This is a genomic window from Maribacter sp. (genome assembly GCF_039968975.1).
GTDB lineage: Bacteria > Bacteroidota > Bacteroidia > Flavobacteriales > Flavobacteriaceae > Maribacter.
Genome location: NZ_JBDVOT010000234.1, coordinates 1 through 25,129, shown reverse-complemented (window position 1 = coordinate 25,129; position 25,129 = coordinate 1). Strand labels below are relative to the sequence as shown.

The following is a 25,129-nucleotide window of genomic DNA, read 5'->3' as shown; positions in this document are numbered from 1 at the left end:
TGTATATTTGTGAAGACCGCCAAATTTTTAAATTTGGCTTTTAGTAAAATAAAGATAAAAAGAAAAATTTAAAAATTCGGCTCGTGTATAATCCGAAACGATAGCGTCTTTTTACACGCTACGTTTCATATACGAGACGTTGGCAGTAATTTGATAAACCAAAAACTTTAAATGAACATTTTAGAAAAAATAGGATTTGGAGCCATAGCAGTTGGAATATTTTTCGCTGGAAAATACATTATTCGCCTTCTCAATGAGAAAACAGAAAGATTTAACGAAAAAGCTACAATTTTAATTCACCATCATCCACAGTTGAAAAAAATCTTTAACGACTACTTAAAAAACCAACGTGAAGCTAAAAATCGAGCTTATAACAAAGTTCAAAGTGGAGAAGAAGATTATTTTTACGATGGTTATGGCGAATACAAAAGAAAATCAATATTTGGAAAGGACTACAATGTTTACTATACACACATCAAAATAGAGGAAGAATTAAAGGAGAAAATAAAAGAACTTGAAAAAGACCCAAAAGAATACCAAATTATTAAAGAAATAATAACAGGACAAGTTAATTTTCAAAATAAGCATAGGAAAGATACAGAAGTTCAGCTTTTGGAATTGAATGGCAAGTATTTAAAGTATAAAGACTTTCTAAATCGTTTATTTCCAATCCACGACAATTATTTGAGTAGAGAGCAAATCATTACAGAATTAATGGATGAGTTTAATTTATCACAAGATGATGCCTTGCGTACTTTTAGCAATCTGACAGAACAACCTTATCCTATTCTTTATGAAAAAATAGAAAAAATTGAAGGACCAAGAACAGGAAAATATTGGTATTCAGACTATACCACAGAAAATAACCTTAAAGAAATAAAATCAAGAATTAATAGACTAACTTTTATCCACCACTAACATTTATGAATAGTCCAGTAACAGATTTTTTTAATTTAAAGAAAAACGGCCCTTTAAGTATCTCTAAAGTAGAATGGTGGCTTTTAAAATATTTGGACTTATATAAGAAAACTTATGATTTTGTCCATAGCCAACATCTTTTCAAATTAGACGATGGCTCAACCGTTCGACTTCCATCACTTGGCAGGACAACCAAACAAGAAGAATTTTTGGACTTGTACGAAGCTCTCGATACAATTTGCGAGTTTCATCGAAAGGAACAATATTTCGAGCAAGAAATAAATGAATATCAAAAAATTAAAGATTCTCAATCGGACTTAAAAAATTGGATTACAAAGAACGAGTATTTAGGAGCAGAAAAGTATGTTTGTTTTCTTGTTGACTATTTGGACTATTCAGAAAACGCAGAACATTTGAATATTTATGTCCACTCATCAAAAGAACTTGATATTTATATAGACCGACAAGATTTTAGGAATACTATTGAGTTTCTCGAAATCTTCAATGAACTTTATTGGACTAATAATCCTCTTGAAATAGAAACAAAGGAATTATGAATTTATTTGTTGTAAAAGATGGAATTAAAGATATTGCCTTTATAAGTGACAAAAAAGGCACGCAAGTTTTAGGTGCAAATTATTATTCAATTTCATATGACTTTAAGTCCAACGAGGGTTATATTGAAAAGAAAGACCATAATTTTTGGAGATTATATACTCAAGTAGGGCAAAAACTTGGACAATCCCGATACCACAAATTTTCAACTTTTGAAGATTGTATTCAAAAGCTAATTGAACTAAAAGGAGATAAGGATATTATTATTTGTAATTCAACAGAATTTGAAAAATATAGAGGAAAATAAAAACTACTGCCAACAATGGCTATAAGTAATTGCTTGTTCTCGCCTACTTCTGAAAATCCTCACGGATTTTCAGTTTGGTGTGTACTTGCAAAGTTAAGTACTAAACCACGCAACTACTCATAGCCGAGACCGTTGTAAACAATTTAAGACAAACATTGAGAAAAGCATTAAAATACGGATTTCTGATTTTCGGAATGCTAATTCTAATCGGATTTGCTCTGAAAGGAAACATCACTCACGAAAAATTTGACTCTGAAAGGTGGAAAAACTGGACGGAATCGGAATCTGAATGGTCATTGCGTTGGGATATGATGAACAGTTTGCGAAATAATTACGAACTGAAAGGAAAATCGAAAACGGAAATTATTGAATTATTGGGAAAACCAGATTCAGAAACGAAAACGGACTTTAGATATTATTTAGGAATGTCAAAACGCGGAATAAATACTGGAAGTTTGACAATCGAGTTTAACGAAAATGGAATCGTAACTGACTTTTCAGTTTGGCAAGGATAAAATGGTTTTCAAAAAAGAAACAAAGGATAACGAACTGTACGTTTATATGAACGGAAAATTGATTTATAAAAAGTGGTTGAATACCGGAAAATCCAAAGTGTTTGACTTAATAGCTTATGACAAGTACACTCTGAAATCAATAAATGAGAAAGAATAAAAAACTGTTTACAACAATATATAACCGCAATTACGGCGGATTCGACTACGTCCGAATCCACTCGGAATTGCTAACGTCAGTGTTAAACCGAAAATTAACGCATATTAACCCGTAACTGACGGTTATACGAGACCGTTGTGCTTCATTATCAGAAACCGCCAACCAATGATAAAATTCTTTAGAAAAATTAGACAAAAACTATTAACTGAAAATAAACTCAGTAATTATTTCATTTATGCTATTGGAGAAGTTATTCTTGTTGTAATTGGTATTCTTATTGCCTTGCAATTAAATAATCTTAATGATATAAAAAATGACAAAGGTGATGAAAAGAAATACCTTGCTAGAATACAATTTGATATTAAGCAGGACTTAGCAGAACTAGAAAAGCTTTTTCAAGGGGATACTATTCGATTAGATGCTTTTACTTATTTGGGACGTTATTTCCAGTCAGATTCAATAGCCACAGACCCTACTTTATTACTCTTAAAGTCAGGTAATGCTTTTGGAATCCATTGGTTTGAAGGTAAAAATATAGTTTTTGATGACATGAAATCGTCTGGTAAAACAGGACTCATTACTTCAGATTCTTTAAGGAATAGTATTCAATATTACTATAGATTATTTGATGAAGTAATAAAAGAAGAGAGCGTACACAATAATTCCATCTTAAAATATAATGGTAATATTTATCCTTTATTCGAAACAGGTTCTGGAACAGACCTTGCGATGCCAGAAAGGTGGAAAGTAAACTCGAATGAAAAATCATTTTATAAATATTATAATTCTTTGATAAACCTAGATGAAGACCAAAAGAAAATAATTTCCGATAATTTTGGCTTGACAAAAGCTAACATTTTACTGAATCATAAAGTGCGACTGTTACTACACAAAGAAGGACTAAAGACAATTAAGGCTATTGATGCTTATTTAAAACAAGAAAAATAACGAAAGCACAACAATGTGTATAAGTAATAGCGGTTTAAGTGATAAAACGAAAGTATAAACATAAAACAAATGGCAGTGCAAAACCGAAAGGTTTGTGAGTAGAAGTCCGCTACTACTCATACACTAGACCGTTGTATTGCATTATGAAACCATCTGTATCAAATGAAAATATTTAACCTTTTTTCATCCAAAATTCCTATGTTAGTTGACCATGTCGAATTTGCCAAAGCCATTTACAATTTGGACTTAAACAAAATCTATAAATTCATGGATTTAGGTAAAATTGATGTTAATGAATATATTGGATTTGATTATGGCGACACTATTTTAATTGAAGCAATGTCATGTTCTTCTAAATTAAGAGGTTCGGATAAACAAATAGAATTAGTTCAGTATTTGGTTGACAAAGGAGCTGACATGAATTGTAGCAATGAAGATGGTTATAATGCTTTTCAAATTGCACTTGAATATCATGACCTTTCCAAGATATCCTTAATTCTTCTCGAGAGCGGCAAGTTAGAAGTAAATAAACCTGCTGGAAAACATTATAATTGTCCGATTTTCACGGCAATTCGTGAGTATGGAAAAACATGGAGAAAAGAGCAATTTGAACTAAATAATCTGAGATATACCATTATTGAAAAACTTCTTGAGCAAGGAGCTGATTTGGAAAAGACAAACAAACATGGAATATCAGCTCAGACTTGGGTTGAAAAAATACCCGAGGAAGATAAACTACATGAATTAATCAATAAGTGGAAATAAATAACGCAGTACAACAAAGAACTGAGCTGAAAAACAAATAAAATCTAGCTCAATCTACCCACATAATTCCTATCATAATCCAAACCTGATTTAGCTATTCCATAAGCTTGTTTAATCAATTTATTACAGACTGCGATCAAAGCCAATTTTTTACTCTTCCCTTTTAAAACTATTCTATCATATAACGCCTTGCATTGAGGGTTATGGACACAAGCTGTAAAACTGCAAAGAAATAGATGGTTCCTCACCAAGGAGTCTCCCGTTTTACTTATTCGAGACTTTCCCCTTACACTACTGCCCGAACTTCGCTCGTTCGGTGCCAGACCGAAATAGGAGGACAACTGCCTTGAACTTTCAAAATCCCGAAAACCGTTCGTACAGACAATTAAAAGCATAGCGGTTTTTCTGCCAATACCTGGTATAGTGTTCAGCCTGGTATAAAGCTCTTGTTCATTTGCACGTATCAACTTTTCAATCTCCGATTCCAGTAAATTTATTTCTTTGTCCAAACTCTTCAATTGACGTACGATCGAACGCATTAGCATACCCTTTCCACGTTTACTTGTGGACATTGCGTGAAGTGTGTTCTTTAAAGCCGTACGTTGCTTAAAATAAAGGCGGACAACTCCTTGAAGGGTTTTACTCTCTACAATGTAACCAGGTTCCGGTGACCATAGGTCCAAAGCTTGTTCCTCGCCATAGCGACATATCATCTTGGCATCGCTCTTATCCGTTTTTACCTGATTTAGTTTCATCTGTATAAAACGCTTGATGATCAATGGATTTATCACGGAAACACGTAAAGCGCTATCGAACAAATAAATGGCAAGTTGTTGATGATAACATCCCGTTGCTTCCATTACACACCAATGATTCGTTGTTATACTTTTTTTAAATAACTTGAAACCTTTCTCGTCATTACTATATTGGAAATGACCACTATTAGAATCATAAACATCGAAAACATCTTTAGAGATATCTATCCCCACAAAAATTGTACTTTTATTCATATTATTAAATTTTTAAAGAACAAACACTAATGCTATACATCATCCTAGAAACAGGTTCCAATGACCTAATGAACTGATCGTATTTGAATAGTAAAAGAGCAGGGATTTTCTTTGTTGACGGAATCTGAAGTTCCTAAACCTAAAATAACCTTACTCTGCTCTTTTGTTCTTTTGTTAAACCATAAAAGATAACAGAATACTAACTTAGGAAGCCTAAACGTAATGCGGACTTTAGGGCATAAAAGACAGGTCTGTGTATATTTATTAAGTCGCTAAATCTTATGGATTTAGCTTTGGATAAGAAAAAAATAAAACTAAACAATAAGCTTTAGCTACGTCGGCAGACGGAAACAAAAAGGTTTCCTTGCCTCCGCACTACGCTTAGCCGAGACGTTGTAGTGCATTTGAGAAATGATTAAAAAATCGATTAAATATTTAGTAATTGTTTTAATAAATCTGATAATTCTGACTGGATTATTGGCATATTGGACTGACTTTATCGAATTGACTTTCAATAGTTATGTTCGACCAATTGAGTTTTTAAAAATAATCGGATTCACATTTCTATCACTAATCGGTATAAAAATAGCAATCGGTTTTTTTAGAAAAAGAAATACATCTACCAAGAAAAGAATACAAATTTCTACTTTGATAACTATTTTGGTTTCTTCGTTTCTCTATTTTGATTATTCAAAAAGGATTTACGAAAACCGAATCCAGAAAAGAGAATTAAGAAAAGAATTGACTTTGAAAATCGAACCAGCAAACGGACTTGCTTTCGGCACAAAAGCTGACAACTTGACTTTTGATGAATATCAAGAAATCACCCGAATTAAATGGTTTCCTAAATTGCAAAAGAATGCGGATAGTATTTCTTACTATTATACTTATGATGGTTTTTTACCTGATTATTCGTTTAACGTAAGTTACAATTTGCCAAAAAATGTAGAAATTGACTCAACCGAATTTAAATACGGAAAAATAGAGATAGACACAATCGGAAATAAAAAGCGGATAAGTTATAATGAATACGAGCAATAAAAACGCACTACAACACCGTATAAAAATAATTGCGGTTTAGTACTTAATCAAAGGTAATTGCGTGTTTGCCTGCATCTGATTTTCCTTCGGAAAATCCTCGCATACAAACCCGCAACTATCCGTATACATAAACGTTACCCTACATTTGAAACTAATTGAACACTAGAATTAAATACATACTTCTGATTATTGGAATTCTTGATTTTGCTTTGATATGTTACAATCACAACAATTCACTGACTGAAACGAGTTTTGACCCACCAGAATTGAAATACTCAAAATGGTTCTTTGGAATTGGAATTCTATGTGTTGGACTTTATTTTTCAAATAAAAGTTGGCAAAATATTTTGACAAAAATTATGCTAGGAGCTTTTGGAATTTGTTTAACTCTTAACGCATATTTATTTTTTCAAAATATTCAATAGAATTCTATAATAAAAAGAAAAACTGATTGAAAAAACTAAACTATAAACAGGTTTCAATGCTTCTTTATGGAATTGCATTAATTACACCAATGTTTTTCGGCACTTGGACAATTGGTGTTTTTGGACTGATTATGGGATGGTTAGGGATTTTTGCTTTAGAACCATTTGTTGCGATTCCTTGGATTGCGAATTTCCTATATTTTGGAAACTTGATTTTTAACAAACTGAATCTGAAAACAAAAATCGGAATATCGGGTTTGACTATAATATTTGCCTTATTTGTAATCGGACTTCGCGAGCTACCAGAGAATGAAGGTGGTCGGAATTCCGACATTGTTGTTGGAATTGGATTTTTAATTTGGATTTCGAGTTTTGTGGTTTTATTAATCGGACAATTAAAGGCAAAAATAAAAACGTTGGGTAACAATGCCTAAACGTAATGCGGACTTAAGGTCTAAATCGAAAGGTCTGTGTATATTTACTAAGTCGCTAAATCTTATGGATTTAGCTCTGGAACAAAAAAAAGAAAAAGCAAAACAATAAGCTTTAGCTTCGTGCGCAGACGGAAACGAAAGGTTTCCTTGCCTCCGCACTACGCTTAGCCTAACCGTTACCTGCAATTACAAAAATGAGAGACACTTTAATTTCAGATTTAAATTATTATAAAAGTTTTATAGAACTGCAAAATCAATTATTGTTAGAATCGCATGATAGGTTAAATAATAACCAAATCCCTAATGATAATATTTCAAATGTACATCACAGGTTATTTTTTAAGAAATTAGAAATATTTATTGCATCATTCGGTCAAGGAGCCACAATAGAGCAATTGCGACTGAAATTAAATAATTTATTTGACAATTTTCATCAAGAATGGTTGGATGATGCATGTAAACTAAGAGTAAAAGGAGGTCTAATTGATCAATATAATCTTAATTCTTATTGCTATATGATTTGGTTCTTATCTATTTCTATATTGTTAGGAATTGAGAAAAAACATATTGACCTTTTAACTAAAACCATAGAAGATGCCAAAATAGAAGATGAGCTAATTTTATTCTTGATATCTGCTTTGAATGGGAAAGAATATCTAAACAAAAAAGAAACTACATATAGACCATTTAAAAAACTTGTGAAAAACAATATTCGTGATTTAAAAAAAATGGATTTAAAAAAATATTTGAAATCATGGTATCAAGGAACGAAATTGATGACTTGGCATCACTATAATCCAGCTAATGGAAAGTATTTTTATTTTGGAAAATGGTCATTTGAAGCATCCGCGATAGTAGCCATATTAAATATAGATGACAATTCATTTAAAGAACAAGAAAATTACCCTCACGAACTTGTTTTAGAATATAGAAAAAGAAATAGCAGGTAACACCATGTATGTTTCATAGGCTAAGTTGCTGAGAATTAAAAAAGTTGAACTGTATTTGCCAGAGTACCAAATCACCGATTTGGCTTTCGAAAAAATAAAAACAAAATGCGGTGAGTTGGCTTGTGGGAAATTGGAAAATCCGTAACTTTCTAGTTCGCCTACGAATACATACATTTACCGTTGTACCTAATTTAAGAAATGAATATTTTCCCAACTAAAGAACAGGAATTTAGGCTAATTGATGACCAAGTAGAAACACTAAATCGATTAGAAAGGAGAACGGAAAAATCTAAAAACTTGACTTCTGAATATACCGACAAATCTTTTCGTGGAATCATAAACGGAAATGAATTTAAAATCATTTCTTCCACTATTGGAAAAGGAGCTTTTTGTGTTATGTCTGGAAAAGTAAACTCCGAAAATGGACACGTGAAAGTTGAAATTCACAAAGTTTTTAGAATTTTACTGAGTATAATTCTTTGCTTTCCTGTAATCGGAATTACGGTAGCAATTTTAACTGGAGCAGAAGAATTTTCCCCTGTTTTTATTCTAGTCGCTATACTTCAAATACTAATGATAAGGTTTGTTTTTATTGGACTTGCGTTTAAATTTTTATCGAAGGCTAGTCTTAATAGGTTACGCGATGTTTTGGATTTTGAGTGGGTAAAAAACTAGGTACAACAAAACCTATACGTAATGCGGACTTTAGGGAAAAACCGAAAGGTCTGTGTATATTTATGAAGTCGCTAAATCTTATGGATTTAGCTTTGGACAAGAAAAAATAAAGCTAAACAATAAGCTTTAGCTTCGTGCGTAGACGGAAACGAAAGGTTTCCTTGCCTCCGCACTACGCTTAGCCCAACCGTTGTGCGTAATTACAGAAAACTTAAGTAGACAATGAAATATATTTTTTTGAGTATTGTAATATTAATGACGCTTTCTTGTGATAACAAAAAAGAAAAATTTACACAACCTAAAGTCCTTAAAAAAAACGCAAGGTTTGATTTAGCTAAGATAACTTTTAATGAAGATGTAAAAACACTTATATCTAAATCTTTAGACACTACTAATAATGATTTTTCTTATGAGACATATAGTTCTCCGACAAAAGAAGAATTAAATTCTTTTAAGCAGAGTAAAGAAATAGCTCTATTGGATAGAAAGGGATACTATTTTAAATCATTTGAAAGAGATAGTATTGTGCAGTTTTTTGGTTTATTCGCTTCAGTAGTCGAAATCGAAACGGATTCGGATTTTAAAATGCAAGCTTGCTGGGCTACAGCAAAGGTCTTTGATAGCCTAACTCTAAATAATGTATTACATAAAATGTACGTTAGTTATGGAAAAACTAATTGGATGAAAAACTATCAGTCTGAATTGGGTTTACAAGAAGTAGTCTATGCTCATACAGATGAAAAAGGTAAGGTTACACACGAAATAAAATATCAAGAATACGATATAGATTATGAATCATATTTATACGAATATAATATAATCACTGATTATTATAAACAATGGAATTTACCTGATAGAAAGATTCAAATTAATATATCTAAGGGAGTTGAGACTGTAATTAATTTAGTTTCTGGGGGATATGAAAACAAGCCATATTATGAGCTAGAATTCTTATGTATTTCAAAGAGTGAATTTGACCTAATTAACAACTTTTTAATTAAAGAATCCACTAAGAATAATTACCCGATGCGTATTTTGAAATCCTACTATGTTCGCGAGTTAGATTTTTATACAAATTTTAATAAATATTATATCAGCGAAACAAAAGACGGAGTTAAAACCTATGATTTCAACAAATAAACTACGCACAACAATATATAAAAAACATAGGGCATTTGTGGCTTAATCGAAAGTTCTGTGCATATTAACAAAGTCCGCTAAATATAAAATTTGGCGTTTATAACAAAAAAGATAAAAGAAAAATATTTATATTTAGCTAAGTAATAAACCGAAACGATAGTGCTTATCACCTGCCCTACGATTTCTTATACTTAACGTAGGCAACAATATAACAGAACGCAGATGGAAACAAAAAAGATACATTTTGATAATATGAAAAGTTGGATTTGGATTGCGATTTTAATCCTTTCTCTCGTTTTTATTCTGGCAGGAACATTTGAGTTATTTCAATTTGAAAATCCAAAACTGAATAAAAGAATAAGCGCTGTTGGATTCTTTCTTCAGGTAATTTATTTCAGTAAAATGTTTTGGTATAAAAATTATGTTCAATGGAACAAAAAAGGAGCTGTTATTAAAATTAACACTTGGAGTGGAAAATCATTAAGTTTTGATCAAATTAAAAAGACTGAATTGATTGAAAAAAAGCTAATAATAACTAAAGACAACGGAAAAACAGTTACGTTTGACTTGAATGAAATTGCGGAATCTGACACTCAAAAACTGAATGAAATAATAGTAAAAAATACTATTGCCAACAGTTTATAAACGCAATTACGGCTTAGTGCTTAGTCAAAAGTCGTTGTGTGTAATTGTGGAACATTTTTTGATATTTAAGCCATTATGAAGAGAACAGGATACATAACAATGATTTGCCTTACGTTTATATGTATTGTTAACGGACAAAACAGCTCTACTACAAAATCGGATTTTTACGGAAACTGGACTCTAGACCTTAACGATTATAAATTAGAAGATGATGACTACATTTTTCGAAAACATAAAGAGTTTAAGAACTCGAAAGAAGAAATCAATATAACAATCACCTTACTTGATTCAGATGAATGTAGAATTAACTACGATTCCGCTTCTTCTGGTTATTGTGGTTTTAGCGGAAGTAGAGATTACAGTTGGACGATTAATAAGGATTTAGGGATAATTAATATTTATCATTCTAAAAAATGGTTAAAAGCTTTCAAAGAGGAGAATCCAGAAGAGTACAAAAATTTAGACTTACCTAATAAGTATGATGAAATGGAACTTTCTCTAATTGCGTTAGAAAATGGAAGTATTGGCTTGAAAATTATAAATTGGGAATGAATTGAACGGTATTCTATAAAAGAATTTTAAACATTGATGGAATACAAAGGTTTTATTACAACACCTATAAACCATACGGGCTCTGGGCTTAAACGAATGGTTTATGTATTTTTATGAAGTCCAAAAAATCTTTTGGATTTTGTTCTAGACTGGAAAGTAAATAAAAACGAAAAAAATCCAAATTGCCCAACAGAAAGCAACCACCTGCTTTCCCCTACTCTTCACATAAATATCCAATATCTCTCTACCACATCGTCTCTTTGGCATATAATTATCTTATCTTCAATCTAAGAATGCTATCAACTCTTTAATCAGCATTTGATTATTGCCATTTAACAATTCTTAGATGAACTTAAAATATATATTAGGGTCTTTCTTAACTATACCACTTTTACCCATCATGTATTTTCAAGGTAAAAAAATTAAGAATATTGTCCCTAAATTACCAGAAGCAAAAGGCTCTGAAGGTTCATCATTACTTTCTTCTAAAAAAGTAATTCGGTTACTGACTATTGGCGAAAGCACTATAGCTGGTGTTGGCGTCAAAACCCACCAAGAAGGATTCACCGGTGCACTAGCCAATGAATTATCTACAGCACTAAATACACGTGTAGATTGGAAAGTTTATGCTAAGAGCGGGTATACCGCAAAAAATGTAAACGATAAAATTATACATCTTATAACAGAAGAAACCATAGATCTTATTGTTATAGGTCTTGGTGGTAACGATGCTTTTGAATTGAACTCGCCTAAAAAATGGAACCGAGACGTTCGTGAACTTATCAATAGTTTAAGAAGTAAATTTAACGATGCCCCTATTGTATTTACAAATATGCCGCCAATTAAAGAATTCCCGGCATTTACGTCCCTTATTAAGTTTACTATTGGCGGTCTGGTAAACATTCTTGGTGAAGAATTAATTGACATTGTAAGAGATTATGATAAGGTGTATTACTACGCATTAAAACCTTCAAGCGAAGACTATATTAAAAGGTTCAATTTAAATATAGCCCCTTGTGATTTTTTTATTGATGGCGTTCATCCCTCAAAACAAACGTATCATATTTGGGCAAAAGATATTTCAAACTTTATAACCCTATCAGAAGAAATTAAAAATAACTTATTATTATCATCAACGATTTAAAATAATTACATGAGTATAGTCGACCTTCTTTTTGGTAAAAAGAAAACTTTTAATCACGCCAAACTAGGCATATTAAAAAGTGATAGAATTAAAGGAAACAACCAAACTAAAACCTATACTTGGCGGGGCAGTATACTAATGGGTACCAATACCACAGATACACTTATGTACTTAGAAGGCAACAACTCCGCCCCTTTCAGTAATCACACAGATTTTGTTAGTCAACTGGTAGAAAATTGGGAGAGTACATATTTACCTGATATTGAAGAAGAAATTAGAAAAAAAAGAATTGATCAAGTTGAAGGCTTTTCTAATTGGAAAAATGATTTTTACCTAGCTGCCATTTATGCTAAGAACAAAAAAAATACAGATTTTGAAATTACACTAGAACATGAAGATGGCAAAAACTTAGATACCATAGGAATCGACGTCAAAAATGGGATAATTGCAAATGTTGAAATTTATTAATTACGTATAACCACATTAATAATTCATCTAAATAGCGCTTTTGCACAATTCTTAATAGGATACTAAATGACTTATATTTAATTTTCCTGATGAGAATTCATAGATACTAATTTGAATTTATTCTAACACAAAATTTCAACTAAAACAATATTCAACAAAATATGGGCATATTTAAAAATCTCTTCGGAGGAGATAAACCAAAAGAAAAATCTGAAATCAATTCTTCTAAATTTAAAGCAATTGATAAAACAGACTATACCAGTCTTGAAGAGTTAATAGAACAACATGCGGGACTCTCTTTTGAGAAACAAATGAATTTTGGTGATGTAATTGGATCAAGTGCTTGGGAGCTTGATATGGGAAAAGGAAATATCATTTTTGGAGATATGGACTTTCCCATTCAAATTATAGGTTCGCTTTCTTTTAATGATAGTTCTTGGATGTGGGGATGGGCAAACGCAAAAAGTGGCATGCCAGAAAATCTTTTGGTTCAGTCTAACCAGCTTAAAGAAATTGGACTTAAAAAGAACATTAAAGAGCTAACTGATGGGCATTTTAATGTAGCAGAAGGTTTTGAGCATAAAATAGGTATGATGGCATGTGACTTATTTAATTGTAAAAGTTACTACTGTGCCAATTACGGACAAGGAACTCTTGTAGTCACCATTGACGATGACAAAATACCTGAAGTAGACAAAAACAGATTAGAAAAGGTATTGACCAATTTTCCTCAACTAATTAGCGCCATAGATTTAAACCACAAAAATACATTTAAAAACTATTTAATTGACAGGGTTTTTGAACTGAACATTTCAGAAAATAAAATTGAAGGTATGAAGAACGGTAAGGTTCTAACCGCTGAATTTGATGACCTAAATAGGTTGAAATCATTGAACGGAAAACTATAAAAGGTTGTTCAAACTTTCGGATCATTGCGCGTTATTTTAATGTCCAAAAAACAAAATCTATTTACAAAACTATAGGTTAGAACTAATCATTTATAATGGTACTTTTCCAGCCCGTCTCCAAAATATTTGGTTTCCTTAAAAGCGTTTTACGAATGTAAAAATAGCTTTAATCTATTACCGAAAGTTTTGTAGATTTTATGTAGTAGCTGAATATCATAGAAAAATACCGTTTGCATATAACCTAATCATATGAATGTGTTGAATCGTTTTTTCATAAAAGAACTAGATAAAACAGTTCAGGCTCATTACATATTAACTATAGAAAAGCAGAATTCATCAACTTTACTCAGCCATTTTAAACATGCCCCATCGTTATAGAAACGACATTGTTGAAAAAACTAATAAATTAGGCAAATATGAATTTACTCTAAAATTACATGAATTAAAGAATGGTAAAATTGAATTTTAAAAAAAATTCAAGTAAAACTATTGACCTACCACAAAAAGAGCATACATATTTCTAGAATCAATAATAAAATAGATTTCTCTCTATTATTTTGAATCAAGTACTTAGCAGAATCAATAGAGATTCTAGGTCAAAAAAAATGGTCTATGTATATTTATTGCGTACTAAATTATATTACGCATTCAAAAAGCAACCATTTGAAAAATAAATACAACTATTCACAACTTATTCTATTAACCTTTTTTACAATATGTTCGTGTTATGCTCAAAATAACATCAAAACAAAACCGAACATATTATTCATCTCTGTTGATGACCTTAGACCTGCATTAGGTGTCTATGATGACACGGTAGCTATTACTCCAAATATTGATCGATTAGCTGGTGAGGGTATGACTTTTAGGCAAACATTTTCACAAGTAGCGGTTTGTGCACCATCTAGAGCCAGCTTAATGACAGGGTTAAGACCAGATTCTACTCGTGTTTGGCATTTAGGAGATAAGTTTAGAGAAATATACCCTTCTACGGTAACAATGCCACAGCATTTTGCGAAAAATGGTTACCATACAGTTAATCTCGGTAAAATTTTTCATAATTATATGCCTGATTCTATATCATGGAACGAGCCTGACCTTAGACCTTCTCAATATCTTCAAAAAGACTGGTTAAAAAGAGATGGAGAAACATTCTATATCGATGCCGAAGTAAATAAATCACAAGCGGTAAAACGAGACTCTTTATTAAAATTAAAACCAGTTAGATACGCTGATGGTTGGAATACGGGTCCGGCTTGGGAAGCAGCAGATGTTCACGATACGTTATACTATGATGGTGCACAAACTGAATTAGCAAAAAGAACACTTACCCGCTTAGCAAATTCAGAAGCTCCATTTTATATGGGCTTAGGTTTTTTTAGACCACACCTGCCGTTTACCGCTCCAAAAAAATACTGGGATTTATATGATGCTAAAGACATTCCATTAGCAGCAAACCCCAATGTAGCCAAAAACGCTCCTGGCCATACCATGAACTCCATGTATGAGTTAAGACATTATGATGGTTTTAATGACATCGGGCATCCTCAGTCAGATTTTAAAATGAACGAAGAAAGGTCTCGTACATTAAAACACGGGTATTATGCCAGTGTAAGCTATGTAGATGCTTTAGTTGGAAGTTTAATTGCACATTTAAAAGAAATAGGACTTTACGACAACACTGTTATTATACTTTGGGGTGATCATGGCTGGAAATTAGGAGACCATAATAGTTGGGGTAAAATGACGAATTATAATATTGATTTACAAGTACCTATGATTATTAGATATCCAAACCAAGAAAATAGAGGAGCTCAAACTTTTGAAATAACCGAGTTGGTAGATATGTTTCCTTCTTTATGTGAAATTGCCGGTATTGAAGTTCCCAGCTATATGCAAGGAACAAGTTTTTTGCCTTTAATAAAAGATCCAAAACGTTCATGGAAAAGTGCAGCCTTTAGTCAGTTTCATAGAAGACCTAAAGTTTCTGCAGATGGAAATCGTTACATGGGCTATTCCATCAACACAAAAGAATATCATTATATTGAATGGTACACTTGGGATCCAAAAACGGGCACCAAAGGAGAATTGACCGGTAAAGAGTTATTTGACAGAATAAATGACCCTCATGAAACTGTCAATATCGCAGGTAACAAAGAACTAAGCGAGGTAACGATTACCTTATCAAAACAACTTAAAAAAGGTTGGAAACAGGCACTACCGCACCTCTAAGAAATAAATTGATTTAGAAAATAACATTACAGTGATTATCAAAATTTATAATATAAAATTATAATTAGTATCGTTTTTTAGTACCTATTAAATCTTAAACAATATGTTTAGACATCAAGGTAAAAGCAGGAAACTAAAGCACAATCTGCAAATTGCAACCATTCTTTCTTTTGTTGCAGGTATTGTAAATGTAACTGGGTTTTTAGCCTACAATCAATTAACCACAAATGTAACTGGGCATTTTGCCTTATTCATGAATGATGTTGCAAATTTAGAATTCTGGAAAGGCACGGTTTATTTCCTCTATATATTTTCTTTTCTATTTGGATCGTTCTTCTCGAGTTTTCTGATCGAAAAATTTAGAAAGAATAAAAAATCAAATGTCTTTGTACTACCAACCGCAATCGAATGTCTAATTCTAATAGCCATACCCCTTTATAGCGATGCTTTTGAAATCACTTATCCAGATGTAATTATCTGCGCGCTTCTCTTTGCTATGGGGCTCCAAAATTCTTTCGTCACCAGAATTTCAAATGCAGTAGTAAGAACAACGCACTTAACAGGACTATTTACAGATTTGGGAATTGAGCTGTCACAATTATTTTTTCCGGAGAGGCACCCGAATAGAGAAAAATTAAAATCAAATATTAAACTCCGTCTTTACATTATTTGCTTCTTCTTTCTCGGAGGAATAATCGGCGGATTTCTGTACCTACAGCTCAACTTAAAATTGAATGCTCTAATTGTTGGTGCATTAATCTTATTGGCTAGTTTGTTCTATGATGATTTTAGATATCAACTAATACGCACCAAAAGAAAATATACGCAGCGTAGTTAATATAATATTAGTGAAACAATCTATCTCTATCTATTAGAAAATTCAGTACTTTTAGTAGCAGTACCAATCATAATTTACCCATATGAAAAATTACGCAAAAGCCATTTTTACAATAATGCTATTGGCTATTTTGGTTACTATTATCCATCACTTCTTAATAGGCTTCTTTGATCCTTTTACATCTAACGAAATCTAAACTACACCAGATATTATGAAACATTTATTCGCCTCATTATTGTTAACCACGCTATTGATTTCTTGTAATTCTTCAGACAAATCCAAATCGACCGCTACAGAAAGTACAGAATCAAAAACCTCTTCAGAAATTGCCGAAAAAATTGAAAAAAATTTAAAGGCAATTGAAACAGATGAAGACCTGATTACCACAGCCTTAATGGCAGCACCTGCAGAAAGTAGAGCTACTACCAAGGTAATTGGTTATAATATGGCGGGTGAATTTGTGACTTTAAAAGAAGGGAATAGCGAATATATTGTACTTGCAGATGACCCAAAGAAGGACGGATTTAACGCTGCTTGTTATCACAAAGACCTAGAGCCTTTTATGGCAAGAGGTAGAGCTTTACGTGCCGAAGGCAAATCTGCAGAAGAAATATTCGCAACTCGTGAAGCAGAAGTAAAATCTGGAGCAATCAAAATCACTCCCGGTTCTGCGCTACACATTTACTATGGTCCAAATTCCATGTATGATGCAGAAACCTCTAAAGTAGATGGTGCCAAGCTACGTTATGTGATATACACACCTTTTGCCACGTCTGCATCAATTGGATTACCAGAAACCCCCACAGCACCCAATCACCCTTGGATTATGAATCCTGGTACACACAGAGCACACATTATGATTTCTCCGTTAGCAAATGAGTCAGAACAATAACAAATTCGATTTGCGAACGTTTATTTAAATATGATTAAACGAATACTTAATTACCTTGGCTGGTTTATTGTAGCCATACTTTTAGGGTTTCTACATATGCGTATAGTTTTAGGTGCACCACCAGAATCTGACGATGACAAATTCTCGTTTGCAAGTATGGTATATGAATGGGCGTTGGTACAAGTTGGTGCAATAGTTGGCTGTATTATTGCCCTTATATTCATTTTATTCGATGTATTTTATTTGAACAACAAACTTCAAGGTAATAGCAAAGCACCGCTGTTTCGTTTTATTATAATTTCTATAATCACAGCTATTGTTGGTGTCACGCATTATATTTTAGAAAAAGTAATCAATGTTCTTTAGGTTTTACTTTACTTACATATTTAATTATCACCTATTATAATGAGAAGCATTCTATTTCTATTTATTTCACTTATTTCCTTAAATTTTGCTAAAGTAGAAGACCTTATAACAGCGCAGTACCCAGATAAATTGATATACGAAGGCAATGTCTATGACGTACATACCAACCCGTTAGAACCCTATTTTGAGAAACATCTAGATAAAAAACCTGAACAAGTTTCATCTGCATTATGGCGAGGTTATGTTGCCCATTTCGAAATTATAGAAAACCAGCTTCTTGTAACCGACATAACAACACCTGTTTACGAAGAAAACGGAGAAATGAAATGGGTATCTATTTATACTGATATTTTTCCCAATACTGAAAACGTAGTTATTGATTGGTATTCGGGTATTTTAACCCTACCCTATGGCGAAGTTGTAAACTATGTACATCAAGGTTATGCTTCAACATACAGTAATTATAACCTTCTAGAAATTGAAAATGGTTGTTTTACTGAAGCCAGAAATTTAGATTACAAGCAATTTATAACGTTCAAAAAAAACCAGTTTTTAGCTTTTGAAAAAACAAAAACCTACAATGAACTGTTTAATAAATTAAAAAATAATAGCACGCAAAAAGAAGCGGTCGCTACTAAATCTTACATCTCAGATTTTATTTTACAATATACTTCACAGTTTTTAGTGGAATAATCATAGTGCTTTTCTTTAAAAATGCAGCTAATAGAAATCGTTCAATTAAATTTGCGGTATTATGCTTAGTATTATATCGCTATATTTAATTTTATGAATACACTTGATATTAGAACAGTAGACGTTGTTCAATATTTACAGCCCTTACGCGAAGGTGGCTCTATGCCCGCCATTGTAAAAGCCGATGATGATTTTCTCTATGTATTGAAGTTTAGAGGCTCAGGGCAAGGTAAAAAATCGCTCATTTCTGAGTTTATTGGTGGTGAATTGGCACGTGCCATTGGTTTAAAAGTACCTGAGTTGGTCTTTATGAACTTAGAGGATTCTTTTAGACAGACAGAACCTGACGAAGAAATTCAAGATTTATTAAAGTTTAGTGTAGGGTTAAATCTTGGTTTACACTTTTTATCTGGTGCTATTACCTTTGATCCTTTAATTTCTACGGCAGATGCTATGACAGCATCTAAAGTTGTCGTTTTAGACAGTTTAATTAGTAATATAGACCGTACCGCTAAAAATGCCAATCTCTTGTTTTGGCATAATGAATTGTGGGTAATAGATAATGGAGCTAGTTTCTATTTTCATCATAACTGGGAAACTTGGCAGAGTCACCTTACCAGAACATTTCCGTTTATAAAAGACCATGTGCTTTTACAACAAGCCACTGCCCTACCTGAAGCTGCCACAGAAATTAAAAAAATAATTACACCAGAGAAAGTATCTGAAATTGTTTCAAACATACCAGAAGATTGGTTAAGGAGTGAATCTGATGTTTTAAATGCGGATGAAAAAAGAGCTGCATACATTCAATTTATAACCACTAAGCTATCTATGATCGATGTTTTAGTAAAAGAAGCTGAAGATGCAAGATAGACATACATTTAAATTTGCGATAGTGAGAATCGTACCTAAAGTTGAACGAGAAGAGTTCTTCAATGTCGGTGTGATATTATTCTGCAAACGGACAAAATTTCTAGATATCAAATATCATATCGATGAAGACAAACTAAAGGCTTTTTCTCCGGAAATAGAATTCGAGATATTAAATGAATATTTGAAAGCCTGGAAACTAATATGTGAGGGGAAAGAAGCTGGCGGACCCATAGGTAAATTAGATTTAAATGACCGCTTTGGTTGGCTAACTGCTTGCAGAAGTACTGTTATACAAAGCTCTACCACCCGATCCGGACTAAGTACAGATCCTAAAAAAGAGTTAGACGATATTTACAGTAAGTATGTTTTATAATTGAAAGAAATGAGAAATATAATACTACTATTCATAACTATTTTACTTGGTAACGTACTTCAAGCTCAAAGCAAGTTTGAAATCAATTTCGATGACACCACAAGACCAAGCAGCAAAAGATTTTTCGTAACACTAACAGACGTTGAAAAGAATTTAGACTCCATACCCGTGGTAATTTTAAAAGGTAAAAAAGCTGGTCCTGTTTTTACAATTGTTGCAGGAGTTCATGGCTATGAATATCCTCCAATTATTGCCGTTCAAGAGTTGATTCAAGAATTTGATACCCATAAACTTTCAGGAACTTTAGTTATTTTACCTATGGCCAACCCAGGTTCTTTTTATGGTCGCAGCCCATTTTTGAACCCGAAAGATGATGTAAACTTGAACAGAACATTTCCTGGAAAAAAAGCTGGTTCCGTGACTGAAAGAATCGCTGATTTCATCACAAAAAACGTCATTTCAAAAACAGCTATATTTTTAGACATTCACGGTGGCGACGCCAGCGAAGATTTATCTCCTTTTGCTTGCTATTACAATAATACTGACAATCCTAAAGAAACATCAATGGCGAAAAAACTCGCTGAAGTCAGTGGGTTTCCGTATGTGGTTTCCTACCCATATACTCTTCAAAAAACAAAACCAGCAAAATATGCCTTTAAACAAGCTGTACAAGACGGTAAGATTGCATTAAGCCTAGAAAGTGGCAAACTTGGTAGAGTAGATAAAGATGCAGTTGCTTTGATAAAAACAGGAGTGTATAACATGCTCTCAGAAATGAAAATGTACGATGTTAAAAAAACACAAACCAGCAGTTTTGAATACATTACCCAACAGGCTTATATAAAATCTGATTATCAAGGTATTTTTAAAAGTACTTTAACGGCAGGTGATTATGTCACTAAAGATCAAGTAGTTGGTTATATAACAGATATTTTCGGCAACCAAGTAACAGAATTAAAAGCACCTAATACCGGTATAGTTCTTTATAAAATAGGAACACCTCCTGTAAATAAAGATGAAACGGTAATTTGTATTGGCTACGACATAGAACAAAATTAATCCATCAGGGCGGTTTTTGTTATTAGATTATTGACACTATACCCAATACCAGCTATAAAAATTAAACATTATGAGTAAGTTTGTCAAAAATTAAAGACGTAATTCTCTCATTAACGTATCAAATATCTACACATGGATTCTATAAAGCTTCAAACTATAATTCAAGGTATACCAAAAACTGAACTACATTTACATTTAGAAGGTAGCTTTGAGCCTGAATTAATGTTCGAGATTGCGAAAAGAAACAATATAACCTTACCATATGATTCCATAGAATCTGTTAAAGAGGCTTATAAATTCAACAACTTACAAGAATTTTTAGACATTTATTATGCCGGTGCACAAGTACTATTACATGAACAAGATTTCTTTGATCTTACTTGGGCATATTTAACCAAAGTACATAGTGAAAATGTGAAGCACGTAGAGGTCTTTTTTGATCCTCAAACACATACGGAAAGAGGGGTTTCTTTTGAAGTAGTTATAAAAGGAATATACCGTGCTTTAGAAAAGGCTAAAATTGAACTGAATATATCTTATAAACTTATAATGAGCTATTTGCGCCATTTAAGCGAAGAAGATGCGTTCAAGACTTTAGAAGAATCAATACCGTTTAAAGACATTATTGACGGTGTTGGTTTAGATTCATCAGAAATGGGAAATCCGCCTAGCAAATTTGAAAAAGTTTTCAAGGCATCTGCAAAACAAGGGTATAAGTTAGTTGCCCATGCAGGCGAAGAAGGACCGGCAGAATACATTTGGGAAGCATTAGATATTTTAAACGTAGAGCGCATAGACCACGGTAATCGCTGCTTAACAGACGAAGCCTTGGTTAAAAGATTGGTTGAGGAGAAAATAGCATTGACCCTGTGCCCTACTAGTAATGTTGCTTTAAAAGTCATTCAGAAGATGGAAGAACATCCGGTTGCCACCATGCTTGAGAAGGGAATTGTAGCCACCATACATTCAGACGATCCTGCCTATTTTGGGGGTTACATGAACGAGAACTACTACCAAACGGCAAAAGCCCTTAATTTAAGTTTAGCGCAAATAGAGCAGTTAGCCATAAACGGATTTGAAGCCAGCTGGTTGAGTACCGAATCCAAAGAACAGCATATTAAAGAAGTAAAAGATTATTTTAAAACACTTTGATCTGCAAGGGGAATAAAAATCTCAAAAATAGCACCATTACCTAAAGAACTCTCTACCCTAACTTGACCGTTATGGGTAGTAACAATACGTTTTACAATGGCGAGTCCAATTCCGGTACCTTGATATTCCTCATCGTTATGTAGACGCTGAAAAATTTCAAATACCTTACTTTCATACTTTTGATCGAACCCAATACCGTTATCAGATACCACAATTTTGGAATAACGTTTTTCTTCCGCTAAATCAATTTCAGGGTAATCAGCACCATTTACAATCTTGCCACTTACTTTTATAATAGGTTTATCTTCCTTTTTAGTAAATTTAATAGCGTTGGTGAAGAGATTAAATAACAGCTGCTTAAACTGTATAGGCCTAACCGTAATTTCACAGTCTTTCGGTATCCGTAATACCGTTCTATGTTGCTTAAGCTCTTCGCTTAGAACATCTTTTACATCTAATACCATGTTCTTTAAAGAAACCGTTGTTAAACTATTATCAATAGTCTCAGTAGCACCATAAGTTAATAAATCTTGAATAAGGTCTCTCATACGAGCTGCAGACCTATCAATTCTCTCTAATTTATGTTTACCGGCTTCAGAAAGATTATTAAACTCATTATCACTAACCTGAGAAATGAACATTTGTATTTTGCGCAGAGGCTCTTGCAAATCATGACTACAGATATGATTAAAAGATTCCAAATCATTAATCATAAGCTCTAACTTTATCGTCTTTATTTCTAGTTGATTGGTTCTTTGAAAAACCTTTTTCTCTAATTTTTTAGAGAATTTCTTTAATTTCTTATGTGCTCTTTCTAATTCTAATTTATTTTTTCTTAGCTCTAATAAATTAATGACCTGTTCAGATAGAATATTTAAAGATTCTTTCTGGCTATCTGTTAATTTTCTGGGCTTACTGTCAATTACACATAAAGTTCCTAAAGGAAGTCCGTTTGCAGTTTTTAAAGGAATACCTGCATAAAAAGCAATATTAGGGTCGCCAGTAACCAATGGGTTATTATAGAAGCGTTCATCTTGACGTGCATCTTCTGTAATAAAGATTGACTCTTCACTTACAATGGCGTGTGCACAAAAAGCATCTTCAATAGGAGTTTCTGAAACACCTAGACCGTAGTGAGATTTAAACCATTGACGCTTATCATCAAGTAAAGTGATTAATGAAATGGGAGTCTGACAAATTTCTGCTGCAAGTTTGGTTAGATTATCATAATCTTTCTCTGGTAAAGTGTCTAAAATAGAATACGAATCAAGAAGTGCTAATCTTTCTTTTTCCCTAGCATGAATTTTAGCTTTACTTTTCATCTATTTAAAAAATTACGTACCAATACCTATTTGTAAGTGATAAATATAATAAGTGTTTCAGCTTTTACATAATTGTTTATCACATTAAAAACAATTAATACTTCAGTATCAGGCATAAAAAAAGGGGTTAAAAACCCCTTTTTTATTTTACTTTACAATAAGTTATTTCTCTGTTGCTTTAGCAGCATCTTCCATTAACATTTTCTTATCCTCTTCTGCAATTTTAGCATGTTCAGATGTTAATGTTTCGTGCTCACTTTCCATTTCATCATGTTCAGATTTCATAGCTGCATGTTCACTTTTCATTTCTTCCAAAGTTACTTCACCAGAAGCATGTTTAGCCTCTAATTCTGAATGTTTTTCCAAAAGCTTTGTATGTGCATCTATTAGTTCTTGATGTTTTGATAGAACGGCATCATGCTTTTTTTCAACTTCTAAATGAATGCTATCATTTTCAATAATACCGTGTGCTGAAATCATTTTATCATGATTGTCTACCATTAATGCATGTTCTGAAGTCATAGCTTCATGAGCTGCTTTCATTGTAGTATGTGCAACTACCAATTCTTTGTGCTCTACTGTTTCTGAAGGGTTTTGTTTACATGAAGCTATAGCTAGTATAGCTGCAAAAATCATTGCGTATTTCATAGTACTTACTTTTATTTAATTTTTTGCAAATCTATTTAATTATAACGGCTAATATTGTTAAAATTCAAAGTTTCTTAATAAAAAGTTAAGACGAAATTAAGTTTCAATTTTACTGAAACTTAATTATGAGTTTAGGCTTATCATTTTCCATTAAAATCTACAAACACATTTATCAATAATTTACGCTAGTAATGAATACTATTCAACTACGACAAAAGAGCCAATAATCATATTGTTTGTATTTTTAAAAATTAAAATTACCACAGCAAGACTAAGCATACATGCATAATCAAAACAGTACTACAACTACACAAAAATTAAGTAGTGTAATTCATATCCTTAAGTTTCAAATTCTCTTTACAATATGTCTTTTTACACATCTAAATTTATGTTCTCAAGAAAAAAACATTCAATTACCTTTAATTATTGATGCCGACACAGCAAATGAAGTCGATGACCTTTATGCCATAGCTAGAGCTTTAAAAGAACCCAGTTTTAATTTATTAGGTATTACATCAGCACAGTTTCACACTTCTCCTTTAGCCTCTAAAAATACGGTTCAAGAAAGTCAAACTATAAATGAAAACATACTTAGGTTAATGGGAAACCCCAATATTCCACTCCCTTTAGGAAGTAATGTACCGCTTACAGACCATAAAGTACCTGCCAGTTCAGCTGCTTCAAAATTTATAGTAGAAATGGCGCATAAACTGCCTGAAGGTCAAAAACTAAATATCGTTGTTTTAGGATCTTGTACTAATGTTGCCAGTGCAATTTTAGAAGACGCTACAATTATAAAAAAAATAAAAGTTCATTATTTAGGTTTTTGGCACACTGTAAAAACCAATACTTATGATAAAAAAGAATTTAATTCAGGTAATGACCCCATAGCCGTAGAGGTACTATTAAATACTAATGAGTTAGATCTAAGTATTATGACGGCTACCACCAGCCAGCATCTTGTATTTACAAAAAAGGAGATAGACCATCATTTAAAGAACCGAAAAGGTATTTCGGAACTTTTAATAAACCGATGGGAAACATATAATCGCTGGTGGACCAAAGAAGATCCTGACAAAAAAAGCTGGATTATGTGGGATGTAGCCATAATTGAGGCTCTTGCC

General features: G+C 32.5%; 29 protein-coding genes. 26 read left to right on the top strand and 3 right to left on the bottom strand.

Features of this window, described 5'->3' with window-relative positions:
• The first annotated feature begins 171 nt into the window (after window positions 1–171).
• The 6 genes from ABJI11_RS16150 (at window position 172) to ABJI11_RS16125 (ending at window position 4,165) form a co-directional block, all read left to right on the top strand.
• On the top strand, window positions 172–918 hold the full coding sequence (locus ABJI11_RS16150; RefSeq protein ID WP_348354492.1) for a hypothetical protein: 747 nt from the start codon (window positions 172–174) through the stop codon (window positions 916–918).
• 5 nt (window positions 919–923) lie between these two features.
• Window positions 924–1,475: a hypothetical protein gene (locus tag ABJI11_RS16145; RefSeq protein WP_348354489.1), complete on the top strand. Its 552-nt coding sequence runs from the start codon at window positions 924–926 to the stop codon at window positions 1,473–1,475.
• Window positions 1,472–1,780 carry a hypothetical protein gene (locus ABJI11_RS16140; protein ID WP_348354486.1) on the top strand — a complete coding sequence of 103 codons (309 nt, stop codon included), beginning with the start codon at window positions 1,472–1,474 and terminating at the stop codon, window positions 1,778–1,780. Before ABJI11_RS16145 ends, ABJI11_RS16140 begins: the two co-directional genes overlap by 4 nt.
• Before the next feature lie 194 nt (window positions 1,781–1,974).
• A complete protein-coding gene (locus ABJI11_RS16135; protein WP_348354483.1) occupies window positions 1,975–2,295 on the top strand; it encodes a hypothetical protein in 321 nt (106 codons plus the stop codon).
• A gap of 322 nt (window positions 2,296–2,617) precedes the next feature.
• Complete coding sequence (locus ABJI11_RS16130) at window positions 2,618–3,400, top strand: DUF6090 family protein (RefSeq protein ID WP_348354480.1); 783 nt, start codon at window positions 2,618–2,620, stop codon at window positions 3,398–3,400.
• Window positions 3,401–3,667: 267 nt separating this feature from the next.
• Window positions 3,668–4,165, top strand: coding sequence for an ankyrin repeat domain-containing protein (locus tag ABJI11_RS16125; RefSeq protein ID WP_348354477.1), 498 nt, complete (start codon window positions 3,668–3,670; stop codon window positions 4,163–4,165).
• Window positions 4,166–4,209: 44 nt separating this feature from the next.
• Here ABJI11_RS16125 and ABJI11_RS16120 read toward each other — a convergent pair whose 3' ends face one another.
• Window positions 4,210–5,175: an IS110 family transposase gene (locus ABJI11_RS16120; RefSeq protein ID WP_348354474.1), complete on the bottom strand. Its 966-nt coding sequence runs from the start codon at window positions 5,173–5,175 to the stop codon at window positions 4,210–4,212.
• Between the two features lie 411 nt (window positions 5,176–5,586).
• On the opposite strand from ABJI11_RS16120, the gene ABJI11_RS16115 reads away from it, so the two are divergent.
• The 19 genes from ABJI11_RS16115 to ABJI11_RS16025 all read left to right on the top strand — a co-directional run bounded on the left by ABJI11_RS16115 (window position 5,587) and on the right by ABJI11_RS16025 (window position 22,035).
• Window positions 5,587–6,216, top strand: coding sequence for a hypothetical protein (locus tag ABJI11_RS16115; RefSeq protein WP_348354471.1), 630 nt, complete (start codon window positions 5,587–5,589; stop codon window positions 6,214–6,216).
• A gap of 451 nt (window positions 6,217–6,667) precedes the next feature.
• Window positions 6,668–7,075, top strand: coding sequence for a hypothetical protein (locus tag ABJI11_RS16110; protein WP_348354468.1), 408 nt, complete (start codon window positions 6,668–6,670; stop codon window positions 7,073–7,075).
• A 194-nt stretch (window positions 7,076–7,269) separates the two neighbouring features.
• The gene (locus tag ABJI11_RS16105) at window positions 7,270–8,025 is read left to right on the top strand and encodes a PoNe immunity protein domain-containing protein (protein WP_348354465.1); all 756 of its coding nucleotides are present in this window, start codon (window positions 7,270–7,272) and stop codon (window positions 8,023–8,025) included.
• Between the two features lie 198 nt (window positions 8,026–8,223).
• Entirely contained in the window at window positions 8,224–8,700 is a 477-nt protein-coding gene (locus tag ABJI11_RS16100) for a hypothetical protein (RefSeq protein WP_348354462.1), read from the top strand.
• 222 nt (window positions 8,701–8,922) lie between these two features.
• On the top strand, window positions 8,923–9,840 hold the full coding sequence (locus tag ABJI11_RS16095) for a hypothetical protein (RefSeq protein WP_348354460.1): 918 nt from the start codon (window positions 8,923–8,925) through the stop codon (window positions 9,838–9,840).
• Window positions 9,841–10,062: 222 nt separating this feature from the next.
• Window positions 10,063–10,485: a hypothetical protein gene (locus tag ABJI11_RS16090; protein WP_348354458.1), complete on the top strand. Its 423-nt coding sequence runs from the start codon at window positions 10,063–10,065 to the stop codon at window positions 10,483–10,485.
• A 75-nt stretch (window positions 10,486–10,560) separates the two neighbouring features.
• Complete coding sequence (locus ABJI11_RS16085) at window positions 10,561–11,037, top strand: hypothetical protein (protein ID WP_348354456.1); 477 nt, start codon at window positions 10,561–10,563, stop codon at window positions 11,035–11,037.
• A gap of 346 nt (window positions 11,038–11,383) precedes the next feature.
• Window positions 11,384–12,181: an SGNH/GDSL hydrolase family protein gene (locus ABJI11_RS16080; protein ID WP_348354454.1), complete on the top strand. Its 798-nt coding sequence runs from the start codon at window positions 11,384–11,386 to the stop codon at window positions 12,179–12,181.
• A gap of 9 nt (window positions 12,182–12,190) precedes the next feature.
• A complete protein-coding gene (locus ABJI11_RS16075) occupies window positions 12,191–12,649 on the top strand; it encodes a hypothetical protein (RefSeq protein ID WP_348354452.1) in 459 nt (152 codons plus the stop codon).
• A 161-nt stretch (window positions 12,650–12,810) separates the two neighbouring features.
• Window positions 12,811–13,557 (top strand): DUF6882 domain-containing protein, encoded by a 747-nt coding sequence (locus ABJI11_RS16070; protein WP_348354450.1) that lies wholly within the window; start codon window positions 12,811–12,813, stop codon window positions 13,555–13,557.
• Between the two features lie 663 nt (window positions 13,558–14,220).
• On the top strand, window positions 14,221–15,789 hold the full coding sequence (locus ABJI11_RS16065) for a sulfatase (RefSeq protein WP_348354448.1): 1,569 nt from the start codon (window positions 14,221–14,223) through the stop codon (window positions 15,787–15,789).
• Between the two features lie 103 nt (window positions 15,790–15,892).
• Window positions 15,893–16,627 carry a YoaK family protein gene (locus ABJI11_RS16060; protein ID WP_348354445.1) on the top strand — a complete coding sequence of 245 codons (735 nt, stop codon included), beginning with the start codon at window positions 15,893–15,895 and terminating at the stop codon, window positions 16,625–16,627.
• A 211-nt stretch (window positions 16,628–16,838) separates the two neighbouring features.
• A complete protein-coding gene (locus ABJI11_RS16055; RefSeq protein ID WP_348354442.1) occupies window positions 16,839–17,519 on the top strand; it encodes a hypothetical protein in 681 nt (226 codons plus the stop codon).
• 30 nt (window positions 17,520–17,549) lie between these two features.
• Window positions 17,550–17,885, top strand: coding sequence for a hypothetical protein (locus ABJI11_RS16050; protein ID WP_348354439.1), 336 nt, complete (start codon window positions 17,550–17,552; stop codon window positions 17,883–17,885).
• 39 nt (window positions 17,886–17,924) lie between these two features.
• Window positions 17,925–18,578 carry a hypothetical protein gene (locus tag ABJI11_RS16045; protein ID WP_348354436.1) on the top strand — a complete coding sequence of 218 codons (654 nt, stop codon included), beginning with the start codon at window positions 17,925–17,927 and terminating at the stop codon, window positions 18,576–18,578.
• 93 nt (window positions 18,579–18,671) lie between these two features.
• Complete coding sequence (locus ABJI11_RS16040; RefSeq protein WP_348354434.1) at window positions 18,672–19,451, top strand: HipA family kinase; 780 nt, start codon at window positions 18,672–18,674, stop codon at window positions 19,449–19,451.
• Window positions 19,441–19,824 carry a DUF3037 domain-containing protein gene (locus ABJI11_RS16035; RefSeq protein ID WP_348354431.1) on the top strand — a complete coding sequence of 128 codons (384 nt, stop codon included), beginning with the start codon at window positions 19,441–19,443 and terminating at the stop codon, window positions 19,822–19,824. The genes ABJI11_RS16040 and ABJI11_RS16035 overlap by 11 nt, the downstream gene beginning before the upstream one ends.
• A gap of 9 nt (window positions 19,825–19,833) precedes the next feature.
• On the top strand, window positions 19,834–20,883 hold the full coding sequence (locus ABJI11_RS16030) for a M14 family metallopeptidase (protein WP_348354428.1): 1,050 nt from the start codon (window positions 19,834–19,836) through the stop codon (window positions 20,881–20,883).
• Between the two features lie 132 nt (window positions 20,884–21,015).
• Complete coding sequence (locus ABJI11_RS16025; protein WP_348354425.1) at window positions 21,016–22,035, top strand: adenosine deaminase; 1,020 nt, start codon at window positions 21,016–21,018, stop codon at window positions 22,033–22,035.
• Here ABJI11_RS16025 and ABJI11_RS16020 read toward each other — a convergent pair.
• Together ABJI11_RS16020 and ABJI11_RS16015 are read right to left on the bottom strand one after the other, a co-directional pair.
• Window positions 22,017–23,357, bottom strand: coding sequence for an ATP-binding protein (locus ABJI11_RS16020; RefSeq protein ID WP_348354423.1), 1,341 nt, complete (start codon window positions 23,355–23,357; stop codon window positions 22,017–22,019). The two genes, ABJI11_RS16025 and ABJI11_RS16020, sit on opposite strands and share 19 nt — an antisense overlap.
• 162 nt (window positions 23,358–23,519) lie before the next feature.
• Window positions 23,520–24,005 carry a hypothetical protein gene (locus ABJI11_RS16015; RefSeq protein ID WP_348354420.1) on the bottom strand — a complete coding sequence of 162 codons (486 nt, stop codon included), beginning with the start codon at window positions 24,003–24,005 and terminating at the stop codon, window positions 23,520–23,522.
• A gap of 281 nt (window positions 24,006–24,286) precedes the next feature.
• Here ABJI11_RS16015 and ABJI11_RS16010 point away from each other — a divergent pair.
• On the top strand, window positions 24,287–25,129 hold an 843-nt coding region (locus tag ABJI11_RS16010), incomplete at its 3' end, for a nucleoside hydrolase (protein WP_348354417.1).